At 50.9% G+C, this 17,172-nt stretch carries 16 protein-coding genes and 1 other RNA gene; 3 read left to right on the forward strand and 14 right to left on the reverse strand.

Annotation, left to right across the window (positions count from 1 at the left end):
* Window positions 1-66: 66 nt before the first annotated feature.
* Window positions 67-420: a transfer-messenger RNA gene (ssrA, locus tag LBQ00_08685) on the reverse strand.
* Window position 421: 1 nt separating this feature from the next.
* Window positions 422-868 carry an SsrA-binding protein SmpB gene (gene smpB, locus LBQ00_08690; GenBank protein ID MDR2018920.1) on the reverse strand — a complete coding sequence of 149 codons (447 nt, stop codon included), beginning with the start codon at window positions 866-868 and terminating at the stop codon, window positions 422-424.
* Window positions 869-1,138: 270 nt separating this feature from the next.
* Here smpB and LBQ00_08695 point away from each other — a divergent pair, with 270 nt between their 5' ends.
* Together LBQ00_08695 and LBQ00_08700 are read left to right on the forward strand one after the other, a co-directional pair.
* The gene (locus LBQ00_08695; GenBank protein MDR2018921.1) at window positions 1,139-2,818 is read left to right on the forward strand and encodes a hydantoinase/oxoprolinase family protein; all 1,680 of its coding nucleotides are present in this window, start codon (window positions 1,139-1,141) and stop codon (window positions 2,816-2,818) included.
* Complete coding sequence (locus LBQ00_08700) at window positions 2,815-4,161, forward strand: histone deacetylase (protein ID MDR2018922.1); 1,347 nt, start codon at window positions 2,815-2,817, stop codon at window positions 4,159-4,161. Before LBQ00_08695 ends, LBQ00_08700 begins: the two co-directional genes overlap by 4 nt.
* Window positions 4,162-4,226: 65 nt before the next feature.
* Here the strand turns inward: LBQ00_08700 and LBQ00_08705 are convergent, their stop codons facing one another.
* A complete protein-coding gene (locus LBQ00_08705; protein MDR2018923.1) occupies window positions 4,227-4,871 on the reverse strand; it encodes a lactate utilization protein in 645 nt (214 codons plus the stop codon).
* 706 nt (window positions 4,872-5,577) lie between these two features.
* Window positions 5,578-6,738 carry a VWA domain-containing protein gene (locus LBQ00_08710; protein ID MDR2018924.1) on the reverse strand — a complete coding sequence of 387 codons (1,161 nt, stop codon included), beginning with the start codon at window positions 6,736-6,738 and terminating at the stop codon, window positions 5,578-5,580.
* Window positions 6,739-7,538: 800 nt separating this feature from the next.
* Here LBQ00_08710 and LBQ00_08715 point away from each other — a divergent pair.
* Window positions 7,539-9,191 carry a hypothetical protein gene (locus LBQ00_08715; protein MDR2018925.1) on the forward strand — a complete coding sequence of 551 codons (1,653 nt, stop codon included), beginning with the start codon at window positions 7,539-7,541 and terminating at the stop codon, window positions 9,189-9,191.
* A gap of 93 nt (window positions 9,192-9,284) precedes the next feature.
* Here LBQ00_08715 and LBQ00_08720 read toward each other — a convergent pair whose 3' ends face one another.
* The 10 genes from LBQ00_08720 to LBQ00_08765 all read right to left on the reverse strand — a co-directional run bounded on the left by LBQ00_08720 (window position 9,285) and on the right by LBQ00_08765 (window position 17,172).
* Window positions 9,285-9,776 carry a CAP domain-containing protein gene (locus LBQ00_08720; protein MDR2018926.1) on the reverse strand — a complete coding sequence of 164 codons (492 nt, stop codon included), beginning with the start codon at window positions 9,774-9,776 and terminating at the stop codon, window positions 9,285-9,287.
* A gap of 61 nt (window positions 9,777-9,837) precedes the next feature.
* Window positions 9,838-10,590: a protein phosphatase 2C domain-containing protein gene (locus tag LBQ00_08725; protein MDR2018927.1), complete on the reverse strand. Its 753-nt coding sequence runs from the start codon at window positions 10,588-10,590 to the stop codon at window positions 9,838-9,840.
* Between the two features lie 287 nt (window positions 10,591-10,877).
* On the reverse strand, window positions 10,878-11,048 hold the full coding sequence (locus tag LBQ00_08730) for a transposase (GenBank protein ID MDR2018928.1): 171 nt from the start codon (window positions 11,046-11,048) through the stop codon (window positions 10,878-10,880).
* Between the two features lie 512 nt (window positions 11,049-11,560).
* On the reverse strand, window positions 11,561-12,262 hold the full coding sequence (locus tag LBQ00_08735) for a hypothetical protein (GenBank protein MDR2018929.1): 702 nt from the start codon (window positions 12,260-12,262) through the stop codon (window positions 11,561-11,563).
* 1 nt (window position 12,263) lies between these two features.
* Window positions 12,264-12,818, reverse strand: a complete 555-nt coding sequence (locus LBQ00_08740; GenBank protein MDR2018930.1) for a type II secretion system protein M — start codon at window positions 12,816-12,818, stop codon at window positions 12,264-12,266.
* Window positions 12,802-14,346 (reverse strand): PilN domain-containing protein, encoded by a 1,545-nt coding sequence (locus LBQ00_08745; protein ID MDR2018931.1) that lies wholly within the window; start codon window positions 14,344-14,346, stop codon window positions 12,802-12,804. The genes LBQ00_08740 and LBQ00_08745 overlap by 17 nt, the downstream gene beginning before the upstream one ends.
* A gap of 68 nt (window positions 14,347-14,414) precedes the next feature.
* Window positions 14,415-15,422, reverse strand: coding sequence for a general secretion pathway protein GspK (locus tag LBQ00_08750; protein ID MDR2018932.1), 1,008 nt, complete (start codon window positions 15,420-15,422; stop codon window positions 14,415-14,417).
* A 31-nt stretch (window positions 15,423-15,453) separates the two neighbouring features.
* Window positions 15,454-16,200, reverse strand: a complete 747-nt coding sequence (locus LBQ00_08755; GenBank protein MDR2018933.1) for a prepilin-type N-terminal cleavage/methylation domain-containing protein — start codon at window positions 16,198-16,200, stop codon at window positions 15,454-15,456.
* A gap of 13 nt (window positions 16,201-16,213) precedes the next feature.
* Window positions 16,214-16,660, reverse strand: a complete 447-nt coding sequence (locus LBQ00_08760; protein MDR2018934.1) for a prepilin-type N-terminal cleavage/methylation domain-containing protein — start codon at window positions 16,658-16,660, stop codon at window positions 16,214-16,216.
* A complete protein-coding gene (locus LBQ00_08765) occupies window positions 16,657-17,172 on the reverse strand; it encodes a prepilin-type N-terminal cleavage/methylation domain-containing protein (protein MDR2018935.1) in 516 nt (171 codons plus the stop codon). The genes LBQ00_08760 and LBQ00_08765 overlap by 4 nt, the downstream gene beginning before the upstream one ends.

Consider the following 17,172-nt stretch of genomic DNA (forward strand, 5'->3'; position numbering starts at 1 on the left):
ACCTGCAAAAAAACCCGTGAAAAATCACGGGCTTTGTACTTTATAGAACCTTGTTGGATTATGTTCTGGTGGAAGCGGCGGGAATCGAACCCGCGTCCAAAGAAGAAGAATTCAAAAAGCCTACATGCGTAGTCAGCGTTTTATTCTCGGGTGGAAAAACACCCGCTGACGGGTTTTTGCCCACCCACGCCTATATGGTTTCGCCTTTCCTTATAGGTGTCTGGAAAGACTATCCTGCTTGAATGACGCCATACTCGGACTTGAAGCAGGAGGAAAGCCCGGATGACGTAGCCGCACTAGGCGGCTAATGCGTACTCGTGAGAGTCTGCAGTTGTGTTTAGTTCCGCCTTTTTTACGGGTCGGCAGAAAACCCGGCATGCCTCTTTGACGCTTACATCCCTGTCGAAACCAATCGCCCCCATTATTTTGATCTCAATTCTCTTTCAGTAACTCTTTTTTCGTCTTTACGCTTTATAGATTCCCGTTTATCGTAAAGTGTCTTGCCTTTTGCGAGGCCAAATTCCAGTTTTGCCCTATTCTTCGCATTGAAGTATATGGACAATGGCACCAGAGTGTAACCCCGCTCCCTCACCTTGCCGAAAAGCCTGTCGATTTCCCGTTTGTGCATGAGGAGCTTCCTCGTCCTCTTCGGTTCATGATTGAACATGTTGCCGCAGGAGTAAGGGCTTATGTGGGCGTTCACCAGGAAAAGCTCGCCGTTCGTGATCTTCGCATAGCTCTCTTTAAGGTTGGCACGGCCTTCCCGCAGAGACTTCACCTCCGTCCCCGTGAGTTCCATACCTGCCTCAAACTTCTCCTCAATATGGTAATCGTGAAACGCCTTTCGGTTTGTAGAGACTATTTTCATGGGTATATTATACCATATTTCAAGGAAAAGAAGAAGGCAAGTCCATGTACGACCTGCCTTGACTGCGGCGGGCGGCGGCCCAGCCCTAATGTATGATACGCTCAAAGTTTGCCCAAGTCTCCCGCACGGACCTAAATAAAAACAGTCAGTTTGACTCCAAACAGGATCAATGTTAAACTCAATTTATCCTTGGAGGATTCCATGCTAACATCGCCACGAGGCCCGGCGAATACCTCACCGTATAACCCAAGAGAATGGGAGGTGGCAACAATGTTGATCGGCATTGATGTGGGCGGCACTTACACTGACGGGGTGCTTTTCTCGGACGGGGCGGTATTGCAGAGCGTCAAACGCCCCACCAACGAAAACAATCTGACCAAAACACTCCTCGCTGTATTGGATGAGCTTCTCGTCTGCGGCAGGAAGGATCAGATTAAGAGGGTGGTGTTAGGTACAACTCTCGTGACCAACCTGTTAGCCACCGGACGAGGCGAACGCACGGCGCTCCTCCTCCTTCCCGGCAGCGGACTCCCCTATTCATCGTACCGGATCAGCCCAGACACCTTTTTCCTGAAAGGCAGCGTCGACTTCCGGGGCAGAGAGATTGAACGACCTGAAAGCAAAGAGATCGAAGCAGTCTTACATAAGATTGAGCGGGAGGGTATTGAGCGGGTGGCCGTGGCAGGGAAATTTTCCAGCCGCAATAACCGGCATGAAATGCTTATCAGGGAAATTGCTCTCACCCGCTATCCCCATATGGATGTGTGCATAAGCAGTGAGATCACAGGACGCCTAAACTTTCCGCGGCGCGCGGTGACCACGTATTATACCGCTATGACCATAAGGGAGTGGGGCCGCTTTGCCGATGAGATTGAGACGGCCATAAGCGCCCGTATTCCTAACTCCGAGCTTCATATACTGAAAGCGGACGGGGGCACCACGACCCTGGAGGCCAGCCGGAAAAGGCCCTGTGAAACTGTCTTCTCAGGTCCCGCCGCCAGCACCATGGGTACCGTGGCCCTGACCGGAGACTCTTTGAATTCCGTCATGGTGGATATCGGAGGGACCACGTCTGACATCTGCCTTCTTATTGAGGGGCAGCCCCTCTACGCATCAAGGGGGGCCGTGATCAAAGGGCGCCTGACTCACATCAATTCTTTTGCCGTCAATTCCATCGCCTTGGGCGGGGACAGCGTCATATATGACGAGTCGGGGAATTTGAGGGTGGGACCCATGCGCTTAGGGCCTGCGGCCTGTCTTGGAGGAGACGCCCCCACTGTGACTGACGCCTTCAACATCCTTAAAGGACTCAATATTGGAGATATGGAGGCGTCGAAAAGAAAACTCAAAACCGTGGCCCGCCCCCGTGGTGAATCCCCGGAAGAGCTTGGAGCGAAAGTGGCAGACCATGTGGTAAAAATGTTAAAAGACAGCATTCAATATATGTTCGGTCTCTGGGAAGATGAACCTGCCTACAAGGTTTGGGAAGTGGTGAATCGGAAAAAATTCGTGCCCCAGCGTATTATCGGTATCGGGGCGGCGGCTCAGGCCATTGTACCAATGCTGGCAGAGGAGCTTAAGGTCTCATATTTTCTTCACCGTTATTCGCCGGTGGCCAATGCGTTGGGCGCTGCCGTGGCCCGGCCCACCCTTTCGGTGCAAGTCCATGTGGATACCCAGAACAAAACGTACTCCGTGTCGCCGGGAGGGTTTTGCGGCGCTATCGACGGACGGAATTACCAGATGGGCGACGCCATTGACCTGGCACGGAAGCATTTGAAGGAGATCAGCCAAGAGAGGGGCCTTTCCGATTATGCCGACGAAGGCCGCGTCTACCTTGAAGAGCAATTCAACATTATCAGGGGCATGGGGCTGGCGGGCAAACTCTTTGACGTGGGAATTCAGATTGCGCCGGGATTTATTCGTGAATACAATGGGGTGGCGGAATGAAACCGACAGGAGTTCTTTTCTTTCCTGCCTTCGACTGGGCTATCTCTCCCACCCATCCGGAACGGGAGGAGAGACTGCTCTATACCCGTGACCAGTTGTTTGAAGAAGGCATCATGGACATGCCCGAGATCAGGGAGTACCATCCCCGACTTGTCACTGCCAAAGAAATATCAAGGATCCACTTCTGTGTCCCGGACGTGGCAAGCCGGGTAACACAAGCCCACCTCGTGTCGGCAGGCTCGGCCCTGGTGATGGCGGATGCCTTCATGAAAGGGGAAGTTAAAAACGCTTTCGCCATTATACGGCCTCCAGGACATCATGCCATGACCGTATCGCACGGCAACCGGGGTTTTTGCGATATCAACAACGAAGCGATCATGGTGGAGTACCTTCGTCAAACATACGGGGTCAAGCGTCTGGCTATAGTAGACACCGATGTTCATCACGGCGATGGTACACAGGAGATTTTCTGGCACGACCCTGATACGCTCTTTATATCGTTCCACCAGGACGGGCGTACCCTTTATCCTGGTTCAGGTTTTGTCGACGAATTGGGCGGACCCCTTGCCTACGGCGCCACCATAAATATCCCCATGGCGCCACGGACGACGGACGCTGGAATCCATTATATAATGGACAACCTGGTCCTGCCGATCCTCGACGAGTTCAAACCGGAGCTGATAATCAATTCCGCCGGACAGGACAATCATTACAGCGACCCTCTCGCCAACATGAGCTTCACGGCCCAGGGTTATGCGATTCTAAACCAGAAACTCCGCCCCCACATTGCGGTTCTGGAAGGCGGATATTCAGTGGAGACTGCGCTGCCCTATATAAATATGGGTATCATTATGGCGATGGCAGGAATAGATTTCTCCAACCTCAGGGAACCGGACTACGAACCTGATAAATTTACAGAGTCGTCCAAGAACATGGGGTACATTAAATCCCTGGTTAAGACGCAACTGGCCAACTTCCGAAACAGAGAGGAGGTCATAGCACGAAACAGGAGGAGCGGCAAGGAATTTGAGTCTGTAACGAAAAGTATCTTCTACGATACTGACTATCTCCAGGAAGGTCAGCGTATTGATCTAAGATTATGCCCGGCTTGCTGTGGTTTCCGGCGCATGGAATCATCAGCCGTACAGGCTGACAGCCGCCGTTATACCGCCTTATGCGTATCACTGCCCCGTGCCTGCTGCTCAGCCTGCGCCACGCAGGCCCTAAGCATCTATGAGGATATGAAGTCCCATTCAAAGTATGATTACCTTTACCTCCAAGACCGGATAGGGGACAAATTCCGGACTTTTGACTGCAGTACAGGACAAGAAACCGTGATATAAACACCGAAAACCGCTTCTTCCTTACCAAGAGAGACTCTGGTAAAGGAACTTTCCGAACTTTCCTTTCAGAATCCCAACTCCTCCCCCACCAGCAGAACCATAAACTCGGTTCTTGCCGGTCTTTTGGCCAGAACAAGATAGGCATTGCATATCCTGTACGGTGACGCGCAATCCACGCATACGCCCGTCTCAGCACAGGGCGTCTTTAGGTCCAACCTTCTTGCATTCATCGGCGCCACCACTTCACGGACTCTTCTATGGGCTGCATCCAGATCTTTTACAATTTTGTTGACCCCCGCCACCAGGATCACTTTCTTTGGCCCGAACGTCATACCCGATGTCCTGTTGCCCATTCCGTCGACATTGAATAACTTGCCATCCTCGGTAACTGCGTTGCTGCTTGCCAGGAAGACGTCGGAGAGAAGTATCTTCCGGCGCTCGGCGACGAATTCCTCCACCGTAATGGCGGCCATGGACGGGTTCCCGAGCTTGATCCGGTGCCTCTCGGCTTCCTCAAAGAACCCTATCTGAATGAGCGTTTGCGAACCGCCCACTCCGACGGCGGCACCCACGGGAATTGCGGCAAAGATCTCTTCCAGTGCGTCCCCGACGGTAGCCGCGTAACGGGCGTCGAAGTTGTTCTTCTGTAAAGCCTTCAACGTCCTCTCAACCCTACACCCGTAGAACCAATCATGAAATTGCGTCTTCATAAAATCTCCTTAAAAGCAGTCGTTAAAACAGTAAAAAATAAAGGGTCGATAAGGGAAAAAACAAGTGATTTGTTGGTTACCGCAAAGGCTCCATGTCTTGGCTCCGCCAAACGGGCAAACTCCGATGAGTCATATCACTTTGAAACACGGAAGTCAGGACTATGACCGCACAGATGCGCGCGTATTGCTGCGGCGGGCGAGTTTGAATGGCAAATATGGAAAACCGACCCGGCATAACATAGCGCCAACGCCAACTTAGGCCATGACTAGGTTGGCGGCTTCAAGAGCCGCCGGATAGCTATCCCCGAAGCAGAGGTCATAAAGATGGAGGATCGTCCCAGGTGTTGACTTGTGATTGAGCTAAACTGGGCTATAAAAGTATCACACATCCTAAAACCAGCAACAACGAATGAACCTCCCCGCCGCAAGCGGCGGGGTATCCAGGGGTTTACGACTGACTATAAGGCAGCGCGTTCCTAAAGGGGCGGGGAATTAGACCCGTAGCGATTCAGGGCTTAAAGCTAAAGCTTCTTGAACCTTGAGTTTACCCGCAACAGGACTCTATGCACACGCCTTTAAAAAGATCCGGCGGTTTTAACAGATTCTCATTGCATTGCCGTTAGCTATATACACCTCGCAGTCGGTACGCCGGATATTCGCACCTTCGCCGCAAAGGCATGCCTTTTCACATCTGATATATAACTTATTACCACCGCATATATGCCGGCAGGATGTCCGGATCCTGATCCGTGGGGGATTTAAGTCCCAGAAACACGCGGGCTTCTTTCGCGTCCACATGAATGCTTATACCCTTCTTGAAGTCTCTTTTCGCGACAGGACTTATGATGAATTTCATTCGTGGGGATTGTTCCGACCCGGACTCAGATACCCGTGATACCCGTGCCTGGTCCTTATACTTGCCGATGTCCAGCCGGACCGTCTGTCCTATAGTGAACTTGCTTGCTACTGTATGCATATTTTCATCGAAAAGGTCTAATTTAAAATTCTCTACTTCCACCTGCATGAGCGCCCTAGTCAGACTTTCCCCCGTGTTGGCCACGACAAATACGCCCGTGGCAAGGTTTCTCAAGCTGTTCAAGGCCTGTTTGGTCTCGGTTACAACCCGTCCGTCTTTACCCAAGCCGATGCCATATGCCACGATGCTCACTGTGATCCCTTCATCCGTGGCTTTTTTTACCGCATTTTCAGGAGACACTGATCCTGGAATGTTCAAGCGGGCTTTTTCGTTGAAGCATTCTTCTGCGCCGTCAGTGATGAGGATGATGTGCTTCCTTTCTGCAGTGACACCTTTGAACATACTTGTCGCCTTCAGTATCGCTCCACCGATGGGAGTGTCCCCTCTGTAGCTTTTGCTTTGGCTAAGCCTATCCAACTCCGAACTGAAGGCTCCCTTGCTGAATTTTCCAAACGGTATGGTAACTTCAATATCCTCGCAGGATTTTTTCGCCAGAGCATGGTTCTGTATTTTGCCGCCGAAGGCCCCCGATGGGTGCCGGCTACCGTAAACAATCAGTCCGACATTATCAGATAAGCGGATTCCTTCAAGGTATCGCGCGAGGGATTTATGGGCCTGTTTATACCTTGGCTCTCCTCCCGGGACAGTCGGCCAGCGCATGCTGCCCGAGGCATCATAAACGATAAGGATATTATCAGGACCCTTTATGTTCGAGACGAACGCATACGCCGATTCGAGGTCAGGCGCGGTCTTACCAACCCCCGTCACCCCAACAGTAAAATTCAAGTACTCAGATTTGGGTGGCAACGGTGTAGCGCACCCGTTAAGAGCCATAAATACTACAGTCACAAAAAAGCAGACAATAATCCTGTTATAGCTGCGTCTATACATAGAGTCCCTCCCGTTTCATGTTATTTTTGCATCAGCTAGAGCTACGCTAGGGTATAGTATAGCACTTTAATCTCCTTACATCATCTATATTATATTTATGAAATTACAGCAGCGTTAGTGCCTGGGGCTTGTCTTTGCCAAGGCTACTTTTTTCAGGCGCTGTCAGTCGGCAAGGTGTTGGATTCTACGAAGATCAGGAGAATCGCAACAAGTTGGGATAGTACGAATAAGGATCGCCGCCGAAAGGATGGTTGACCAAAATGCGGCGACCGCCTGATCAACAGGAACAGGGGGGTAAGCAGGAGAAAGCTGACTGTTCGGATGGTCATGTTCATGCAATTATTGCAGATTGAAGACTGTAGTGTTATAAATGAAGAGCAGGCAATGGAGGTATTCAGGAATATAACGAGAGACCACGGGGAAGGAGATATTTTTACTGCCTCCTGAATACTTGTCGGGATGAATTCGTCTTGACATGGAATGGCCGCGCGAGATAAAACTGTAATTGAAGGTCATTGAAATCAGTGAGACAGACCAATGCAAGGCATGTGAAGATGCCTGGCTGGCTTGCGTTATTCGATTTTAAGAAAATTGTCCGAAGGACTAATTGATCCTTCCCGTGGCAAGCATAGGGTATCTTGTGAGGCAAAGCCGCATAATTCTCCTTGTCCTGGCACTCACCTCTGGACATTACTTCCACCCCCTTCACACGGGACGAAATGAATGGGATTATACCGAAAAACACTGCAGGGAATCAGTCAATCCAATAGACGACAAACTACTATGGAAGGCAGGTAAAGATGAACAAGAAAAAGCGATGGCTCGGTTTGATAATGATAACATCAGTTGTGGTTTTTTTTACTTCGCTTCAATATCTGCATGCACAACCGCGCCCGGCCAGGATGGGGCCGGCTTCAGAACGTCAGTCTCAGCCTTACGTGCAGCAGGCGCCTAAGAATGTTCAGGCGGGCATTCCAGGCAAAGGAATGGAAGGAGGCGCTTCGAACGCCTTTACCCGTAGAGGAACTTCCAATGTGGGCAGGGGGGATAATGGCAATGCCGGCCGCTCTATAGGATCGGCGGGTTCGGCGGGCACACACGGTCCCTCCTATGGAGGCGGCTCAGCAGGCCAGGGCATTGCCGGTTACAAGGGATCTAATGGATCAGGATCCAGGAATGCGGAAGCGCCCGGCGGACTGGGAGGAACTTCGACGGGAGCGGCCCCTAGAGGCTTAGCGGCCCCCGGAGGCGCCGGTGGTCAGAGAGGCCTCGGGAGTCAGGTCGGAATTATGGCAGGACAGAACAGAACTGAGCCGGGAGTTATGACCGGCCAAGGTCGCATATCCAGCCGGACCGCGGGTACTTCAGCGGGACTGGGGCGTCGAAGCCCAGGAAAAGGTGCAGGCGGTTCAAGTCAAATAGGGCCTGCCGGAATGAGCGGCAACTTAGCCGCCCCAATTCCCAAGGAACCTGTAAATGTCGGTGGTCAGAACCAAAGAGGGCCCGGCGTAACAGGTGGCATAGCCGCAGGGCGAGGACATAATAGACCGGACGGTATAGCCGGAGCAAGAGGGGCAGGAGAGCTTAGAGACCTCGGCCAGGCCGGACGGAGCATAGCCTCCGGAAGACATGGCGCAGACGGCGGACCCATTGGACCTCATAGACCAAGGCAGAACGTTACCACGGAAGCTCCTCCTTCCCGTTTTAGACCTGCTGGACCAACACATGCGGGACCGGCAGCAGCAGGTACAGGAGGGGGACCAAGCCATGGCATTGCCGGGCCGCGTCATGGCATAGCATCTGTAAATCGTGCGGAATTTCGCCAGATCAACAAACACGACGCTCGCATGGCGTATACTAATTTCAGAACGGAGCGAACAAGATTCGCCTACCACGACAATCCGGTGAGATACAAGGTCAACCACTACAGGCCGATATTCAAATCGGTCCGTGCCGACTACAATACTTATCATTACCGGCGAAATGTTTTTTACACCACCTATGCGTATACTCCGCCGGTTTACGCCTATCAGAGCTATCCGCGCTTCGGCATCTGGGACGCAACGTTTTTATGGTTCATGCTGGACCATTGCAATGACCGTCAGTATGCCCTGATGTACTATAATCACCAGAACGATGAGGCTATGAGGCTGTGGCGCAGCGAAGCAGACCGCATGGCCTTGGAAAACGCAGTTCTCCGTGAGAGACTAGCCGTCCTCGACCAGCAGATGGCATACATGAACGGAACCCCTCAGGATCCGACCTATATGCCAATGGATGCACAGGACGTGGCGCTGGCGGCAGAGGCGATAGAGGAGGCCGGGGTTGGCGGAGGATGGGAGAACTGGCCGTGGCTATGGATTGCGATTTGCGGCGGAATCGTCGTGATTGCGGCGGTTATAGCATTAATACTTCTCATAAAATCAAGAAAACCGACAGTCAAGCCTGTTTGACCGGTAACGAGACAATAAAATCCCGCAGACTCCAGTCGGCGCCTGCGGGATTTTATTGTTGGCAGAACATTTTCCTGTCGTTCGTTTGAAAGTCTACTTGGAAGCCCTGCCCAAGTGGCAAACAACATAAAAATTATAGTCGCTTGCAAGGCGGTTGCTACAGCCTATATCTCTGTAGATCGGGTCAAGGAGCGCCCTTCTGTGAGTTTCCGAATGGAGCCACGCCTTAAGCACTCTATTTTCGTTTTTCTTGCCTACTTTAGCAAGCACTTCCCCTACCTTTCTATAGCGATACCGACTCTCCCAAATGCTTAAGGTAAACGGACCCCCTTCGGGACTCAGGTGACTAAAGTAACGTCTTTCCACCATGTCGTCCACCTTCATCTGACTGCTCTCCTTGAGCTTAAGGGCATCCAAGAGCGGCAGGAGCCCGTTTTCATGCCTGACTCTGTTGATCAACTCTATAATATACCTGTTGTCGAGAGGCTGGTCCGCATGAAGAACGCCCGCTGGAAAAAACAGCATGATTATCACTGTGCCTGCCGCAAGAAAGATTGTCACGCCTTTATTTTTTAACTCTTTCATATAACAGCCTGATCTAAAAATAATGTTGCCGGCAGGAGAGTCCGGTGATAGCGTTGGCGTCTCATAAGGCGTCCTCCGTGATGTGATCAATTATGCAGAGCGCAACCGTAATATTGTCCAAGCCGCCTGCGGCATTTGCTGATTCAACGAGCCATTCTGCCTTCTCGCCGAGGCCGAGAGGGAGGGAAAGGATTTCGACCATTTTTTCCTCGGTGATCATATCAGAAAGACCATCCGAGCAAAGGAGGAAAAGATCGCCAGGTATCCCTTTCCCCCGTATAAGGTCAACCGCGAGCGTCTCATTCACCCCCCCCACAGTCCTCGTGATTACATTTCGGAGCGCATAAGTCCTCGCCTCCTCGGGAGTGATAAACCCTTTGTCCAACTGATCCTGGATGATTGAGTGGTCCCTCGTCATCCGTCTCAATTTTCCGTTCCTGAAAAGATAGGTGCGGCTGTCACCCACGTGACCCAAGGGGTAGCACTGGTCCTCAAAAGTCAGAAGCTCCGCCGTGCATCCCATGTCTTTGAGATCCTGGTTATCCAAAGCCTCCTTCCATATCGTTTCATTGGCGAGAAGAAAGGCCCGCTGCACAAGTTCGGCTGCGCCTTCTTCTCCCTGCCTGCCGTCTTTTTCAAATATCTGAAAAGCAGACCTCACAAATATGGCACTGGCCACCTCTCCGGACGCAGCCCCACCCATACCGTCGGCAATGGAAGCAAAACTAAAGTCCGGCCTTATCATAAGGGCATCTTCATTGTTGTGACGTTTGCGACCAATATCCGATTTACCGGCGCACGTTATTCTTACCATTCTTGGCTCCTAATCAATTTTAAGCTAAAATTCTCCTTGACTAAAGGAAAAATTATAAGGCAGTAAGAACAAGAATGATGACAATCGCGATGGCTTCCCTAGAAAAACTCGTTTTTTCAGACATAATACCTCCTGAAGTTTATAGAAATCAGGAGACATATCGTTAGCCAATCATGGTTAACGCATACTTATAGCAGTTTATCACTCTTTTGTAGATTTTAATCTTATTCTTTTTCGTTGTCAAGCATTATATTCACCCCACTTAAAAACAGTCTGCAAGAACATCGTCAAATGAATCGAATAGACGCAAGATTACTGCGCAGCCGAGATTTGAGCCAGCCCCGGAAACGTTCAATCAAGTTTAGTTCCGGCGAATAAGACGACAGGAAGAGAATTGTATGACCTTGCTTTCGGCGAAAAGGAACCAGCTTACTTTTTCTATGAAATATCCATAACAATCGTAGTATTTAGGGGAAGGGCAGGCGGTACTTCAATGTCCATTGCGCCGTCATACTGCAAAATGATTTCTCATGACAACTCCCGTACTTCTTACCGCTGATTTGGGCATATATTTCGCCCATCCATATTCGCGGTTGTCTAATCAGGCTGGACAGCACCCTGGTCATATGAATAAGTTCAACGAGTTCTTTTCGTTCTTCCTTTGAAAAGATAGAGGGTCGACGACCTCGAGCACGTGCCTCAAGTCGTTTTTATCTTTCAAACTCACGAATCCACCGGCTTACACTGTTTAGATGATAACCTGCAATATCGGAAACTGCTGCCTTGAAATGCCAGAACTATAGGCTCTGATGGCAATAGAACGTGCTTCAGGGCTTGCTGTTTTCATATCAGACGTTTATTTGAAAGTTGAAGTGCTCTAAGCAAACCAGATGCCTCAGACGCCACATTCAGTGAGCGCTTTTGGAAGAAACGTTCTCTGACGGGTTAAGGAAGAATATCGTGTGTCTGGTCACGGCTTAGGCGGAATAACCTCGCCTCTTGGCCCCCGTGTAAAAGGTTGGCCTGGCGGCGCGTGTTGTATATTACCGGGGCCTGCTGCAGCCGCCGTCGGGGTAGTTATTGCGGAAGCTGGCGTCCGGGAAGGAACCGCCGCTCCCGCCGGAGGTCTGGGCGCACCTTTCCCCACATCGCCGCTTCTCCGCTTGGTCTCGTCGGAGAGGTGCACGACCATTGTCTCCTCGCCCCGCGCGAGGACTATCCTGTCTGTCTCTATACCCTTCAGGATAAACCCGTTGAACACATCTCCTTTTTTTGCCACTTGCTGTCTTTCGCCCCTGCCTGGGGTAGTCCTGGGAGATTTCTTATCCTCAATGTAGGCCACGCTTGCATCGCCATGGATTATGGTCCCGTAGAGCACGAGCTCTGGTTTCGGAAGTTGTTTTTCATCTTTTTTATCCACCGGGATACGCCTTTCGGGGTGGAAAAGATTGTTTTCACCGATCACCATGTAGTCGAGAGGCGAAGGTTCCTCCTCTTCCTGAGCGGCATGAGGTTCTTCCACAGCTTTGGGTTTCACGACCGGGAGGGTAAACTTCATCTGCATACGAAAGAGAGGCATTATAGCAAACAGGAGGATGGCCGCAATGGCGACAAGAATCATTATGTTCAGAAGGTTGACGTTTCTGTAAAAATACCTTAACGTACGTATCATCCTATCTCCTGTCTGTGAGTGCGGCAATCCTGAATTTTACCATAAGCTCCCTGGGTTCTTTGAAGTTCCTGACCCTTGTGTCTAGCTCCCTTATCACCATATAGGGCGTACTGGTCTCGATATTGTAGATAACGTCGCCTAATGCCCTGGTGTCTGGCAGGGTGACATCCATGGTAACATTCACGACCTTGAATTTTTCGAGGTCTTCGGGCTTTTCCACCCGTGCACTTGAGATTGAGCCTCCTTTGCCCGTAATCATACTCTTCACCGAGTTTTCGAGGGTATTGGCGGCAAGAGAGAGCGTCTGTGCGTCGATGATTTTCGACTCATCCGCCTTTCTCTTCTCCTTCAAGGCGGCAAGTCTGCTTTCGAGCGCCGGTTTCTCCGCTATTATCGATATATACTTCTGAAGCGTTCTTGTCTTTGCGATCTGGGCTTCCTTGATCGTATCCCTTTCCGTTCTGACCTTCTCATATCCGTAATTGTAGACCGTAATCACGGCCAATATTGCAATTACGGGCAACGCAAACCTGAGGATATTACTCTGTTTCTCCATCTTTAACCTTATCCGCCCCCTCCTTGGCAAAACCTTCTAACTCCATCTTGATCACAAATCTGTCGGCGTTCGCTCTGGCATCCCTGATAGTAGGAGATGCGAATTCCACTTTCTTTAGGCGCTTCGACTGTTCCAGTTTAGGGAGAACCTCCGAAGCGGAGTTCGCATACCCTTCAAGCTCCATCGTCGTCTCGGTAATCCTGGACCTGGTGAGCCAGACGCTCTTAGGAAGGCTCGTGGTCAGTTCTTTAAGGAGAACTAGCGACATGGGATTGTTCGCCTTGAAATTGTCTATGGCAGCCAACTCGGCGGCAACCGCATCCACCTCTTTTTTCAAGGCCTCAACCTTTTTTACCTCTTCCTTTCTGATTGAGATCTGACGGTTGATTTCCTGAAGCCTTTTCTGTTCCCTCTGCAAAGGAAGGATCACATAAGGGATCCAAGACGCAAGGAGAAGTATAATAAGGACAAGCGTTGCCGCCTTGGGAACCGTGATTTTGGCTTCAAGCCCCTTTCCCAGAATATTGAACCCTTTCGCTTCAGGCCAGAGGGATTCAAGAGCAGCCCCAACGGCATTATAGGAAAAATCATCCAGACTCGCGGACAGCTTGAGTCTGACGTCGTCTCCGCTCAGCGCTTTTACAGGCATGCCAAGGGACAGGCTCAAGGGCATGTCGTCTTTGCCTTTCGTGTATGCCAGAGCTGTTGGGGTAATCTTCAGACTCCGCGCCAGGCTGACAGCAGGCCCAACCCCGCCCGCAATCAAGCCCGCCTTTTCCGCCGGGCTGCTTTCTGGAAAAATTCCTCCAAAGGCCATCACGACACGACCGCTACGAACAAATCCTCCTTCATACCCGTGAGGATCCACATCGAGACATATGAAATCCGAAGCGAAGTCCATGTAGGAACAAAGCGTACCGAGTCCCGAGAGATTGACGGTCACCCTCTCGACAAATATGTTTTCAGCCAAAAGCGCGTTCAGATATTGATTTATCAGGTCAGCTCTCGCAGCGACTATAATAATGGTCAGCTTATCTTCCGTTTCGGAGAGAATCTTAAAGTCGTAATAGGCACTCTCCGAGCTAAACGGGGTAAGTCTGTCCAGCTCGTACGCCACCACATCGCCGATATTGGACTTCACAGCAGATGGAAGGTCCGCAGTCCTGATAATAATCCACTCCTTGGGAATACTCAACGTGACATACCTTTTCAGCACTTTAAGTTCCCTAAAACCGACAACCAGGGTAGAAACCATGTTCGCCGGACTCGGATATCTGCCTTCCTCAAAAAGATACTTCCTGCACCAGTTGATCTTGATTTTCGAGAAAAATTTCGATCCCAGCGCCACCCACAGGGAACCACGCTCAATTGATACTGCGAGCGATTTCTTTGGCACCAAGATACCTTCCATGAGGCTGAAGGTAAGCAAGTTGAAGAAGGGTTTCCACCATAGCTGAACCTTTGCCGCAAAGTCTGGCCAGAACGAGGTCAATCCGGACAGCCTTTTCATTACTTCTGTCCGCGTCATTCGATTATCTCCATCTGTTTTTCATTACTATCCACGGCGTGTCTTAGACCTCCGTCCATACGCTTCGCTCATAGTTTCTGCTCCCGCCACGGTTTAGTCCCTGCCGGAGCCTTATAATATATATACCGGCACCTGTCTCCCTGTATATCCACAATACCCTTCACTGTGAGGCCCTGACCCTTCTTATATCCGGTCGATTCGATCGTGTAAAGGCTCGATCCGGTATAGCCGACATACGGTAATATTGTCGTGAAGGCGTCTCCCATGACTTGGTTTACCTGCTCAAGGTCAGTTATATCTACCAAGCTTCTCATGCCGACGACCTGGTCCGCCATCTCGGGCGTCATTCCGGGCAAGGCAGCCAAGACCTCCTTTGGAGCAGTGTTGATGTTAATTTTCCCCGCAGTGGAATAGACGGTGACGAAATTGAAAATGCCCGGCGTCTTGGCATTTCCGTAAAGGATTTCAGGCGTCATTCCTTTTACGAGCAGAAGTTCCTCCACTGCCTCAAATTTACCGTTCCTTGCCGCATAGGGGACAGGCAAAGACATGTAATAGTCGCTTTCAGCGCCGTTTAGCCTGTGGGTATCGTCACTGTCGGTCCAGTCCCGGACAGAGTCCACTATTGTATCCGCCAGTTCTTTGGGTACACCCCTGTTTACAAGCAAATTACCCAATATTATATCAGAATTGTCTGTTAAAAGGTTTATATTAATCTTCCCCGATTCATCGAGGATTCCATATACATAATAATCTGCTCCCAGCTGGCCCGTATACTCCCTTCCATCCACTCTTACAACCTCGCTCTCCATTGGCGCTGTCGGCAGGTTTTTGATGTGGTCCCTGTAGAGCATCTCCATGATTGCCCTTTCCATCCCCGCCTCCGCCAGGAACTGCTTCTCCATGCCTTCCTTGAAGAAGAGCGTCGCATGGGTATCGGTTCTTGTCATGAAAGAAAAAGAAAGGGCAATGACAGTAAGGATGATCACAATCCAGAGCACCATAAGAAGCGCGATCCCCCGGTCCGAGGCCATAATTTTTGGCATTGAGGCGCGAAAGCCAGCATTGACCAGCATAATCAGACTGTCTCCTGATTTTTCATTTCCATTATCGTATCACCCTATCATCCAGAAGATCATCTGGATTATCATCTGAACTATCATCTGAACTATCATCTGAACTATCGCCAATGCCATCTATTTCCGTTCCTTCAGCCCTCATGGGTATAACCAGCATAATCTGACGTCTTCCGCTTACAAGCCAGATCCTCACTTTCTCCGGGGTTTTCAAGTCGTCGGTCCACTGATTCAGCCATTCGCCCGCTTCGTCGGTGGAGTCTCTGGAGAAGTACTCGAAAAATATCTGATCAAGGTTCCTGAGAAGCCTTGTCTGCCTTATGCCCGTGGTACCGATCGTACTTTCGGTTGCATACATGGTCACCGTTCCGTTCTCCTCAAACTGGACCTTGTATGTTACCAGCACATATCCCCTTCTGCCTGTCCAGATGGAATAGTTGGTCGCCACCCTCATGTAGTCCCTGCTCCCTTCAAAGTAGACTCGCTTCGCCCCGTCCTGTTCATAGGTGAGAGGCGCCCCGGACTGGATCTGGGCGTTTATTATCGTAAGAGAGGCTCTGAACCTCTCAAGGTTCTCTATCTTCCTTTCCCCGCTGTCCGCAGAGCGGTATCCAAGCCTGATCGCACCGGCGACTATGAGAATAATGGTCGCCACGAGGGTAATAGCTATGATCAGTTCAAGGAGTGTAAATCCTTTATCACCGTTATCACCGTCTCGTGTTCCCGCCGCCTTTCTCATGATCCCGAACCGAGGTTCCGGCTCTTTTACGTCAGCCATGCCGAGCCACACCCTAGACCTTTCTGTGAATCATTTTCATGCTTCTCACGGTCAGAGCTTTCCTCTTTGAGTCTTTAATCCAGTGCACTGTCAGCACGACCTCCAGAAGCTGGACCTGAAGCTCTTTTGTCCTTTCCTTAAACGTCTCGACCACGGCAATATCGACCGTGTAACCGTCGACGGTAGTTTCACTCCACACTTTTTCAGCCAGGTTTTCGTCCTCCAGCACTTCCCTCATCTTTGTCTGGGCACGCACCACAGCCGAGACATAATCCTCGGAACCTCTCACAGCCTTGAGGTTGGCCGAGATAAGCTGAAAAATTATGGTCACCGATATGCCCAGTATAGCGAGGGCCACAAGTACCTCAAGGAGCGTGAACCCTCCTTGTCCAAGATTGGACCAGGCTCTCGCCCGGGTCTTTACATTCCCGGGCCTCAGCAGACGTACCGCGTATCTCATCGGCGCACCTTCACGGAACCCACCACCGGGTCCATTTCGATATAGATGACCTTTTTTCTCGCAGCCAGCACAAGCATCCCGCCTTCGACTCCGCCAGTGGAACGGAATGTAATAAGGTACTTCCCGTTCCTCACCTGTCCCACTATAGGGTCTACCGCCATGATGGATACATCTGACGGTACGGTCTTCATACGCATGCCCTCAATTCCGTATCTCTTCATATCAAGGTCCACCGTGAGAATCAGGTCTTCCCCTCTGTTCTGGGCAAGGAATTTCATCTGCCTGACGGACGCCGTTAATTCGCGCCCAGTTGCGGCGAGATGGGCGCCTGGAAGGGTATTCGCAAAAAACATGGCGCCAAGACCGAGTATGAGGGCGGCGATTGCCATCACAAGGATCAGCTCAAGGAGGGTAAAACCAGGGGACTGGCGGGCATTGCAACACCCCAGGCGCACCGTCGTCCAGGCAAAAGCCCCAACCGAAGGTCTTAAGCGGCATAAGTGGTCTTTCAC

The sequence above is a fragment of the Syntrophobacterales bacterium genome, assembly GCA_031274925.1.
Taxonomy (GTDB): Bacteria; Desulfobacterota; Syntrophorhabdia; order Syntrophorhabdales; family Syntrophorhabdaceae; genus PNOM01.

Coding starts and splice junctions, on each gene's coding strand:
- smpB (MDR2018920.1), bottom strand. CDS start 868: ATGAAAATAGTCTCTACAAACCGAAAGGCGTTTCACGATTACCATATT.
- LBQ00_08695 (MDR2018921.1), top strand. CDS start 1,139: ATGTTGATCGGCATTGATGTGGGCGGCACTTACACTGACGGGGTGCTT.
- LBQ00_08700 (MDR2018922.1), top strand. CDS start 2,815: ATGAAACCGACAGGAGTTCTTTTCTTTCCTGCCTTCGACTGGGCTATC.
- LBQ00_08705 (MDR2018923.1), bottom strand. CDS start 4,871: ATGAAGACGCAATTTCATGATTGGTTCTACGGGTGTAGGGTTGAGAGG.
- LBQ00_08710 (MDR2018924.1), bottom strand. CDS start 6,738: ATGTATAGACGCAGCTATAACAGGATTATTGTCTGCTTTTTTGTGACT.
- LBQ00_08715 (MDR2018925.1), top strand. CDS start 7,539: ATGAACAAGAAAAAGCGATGGCTCGGTTTGATAATGATAACATCAGTT.
- LBQ00_08720 (MDR2018926.1), bottom strand. CDS start 9,776: ATGAAAGAGTTAAAAAATAAAGGCGTGACAATCTTTCTTGCGGCAGGC.
- LBQ00_08725 (MDR2018927.1), bottom strand. CDS start 10,590: ATGGTAAGAATAACGTGCGCCGGTAAATCGGATATTGGTCGCAAACGT.
- LBQ00_08735 (MDR2018929.1), bottom strand. CDS start 12,262: ATGATACGTACGTTAAGGTATTTTTACAGAAACGTCAACCTTCTGAAC.
- LBQ00_08740 (MDR2018930.1), bottom strand. CDS start 12,818: ATGGAGAAACAGAGTAATATCCTCAGGTTTGCGTTGCCCGTAATTGCA.
- LBQ00_08745 (MDR2018931.1), bottom strand. CDS start 14,346: ATGACGCGGACAGAAGTAATGAAAAGGCTGTCCGGATTGACCTCGTTC.
- LBQ00_08750 (MDR2018932.1), bottom strand. CDS start 15,422: ATGCTGGTCAATGCTGGCTTTCGCGCCTCAATGCCAAAAATTATGGCC.
- LBQ00_08755 (MDR2018933.1), bottom strand. CDS start 16,200: ATGGCTGACGTAAAAGAGCCGGAACCTCGGTTCGGGATCATGAGAAAG.
- LBQ00_08760 (MDR2018934.1), bottom strand. CDS start 16,660: ATGAGATACGCGGTACGTCTGCTGAGGCCCGGGAATGTAAAGACCCGG.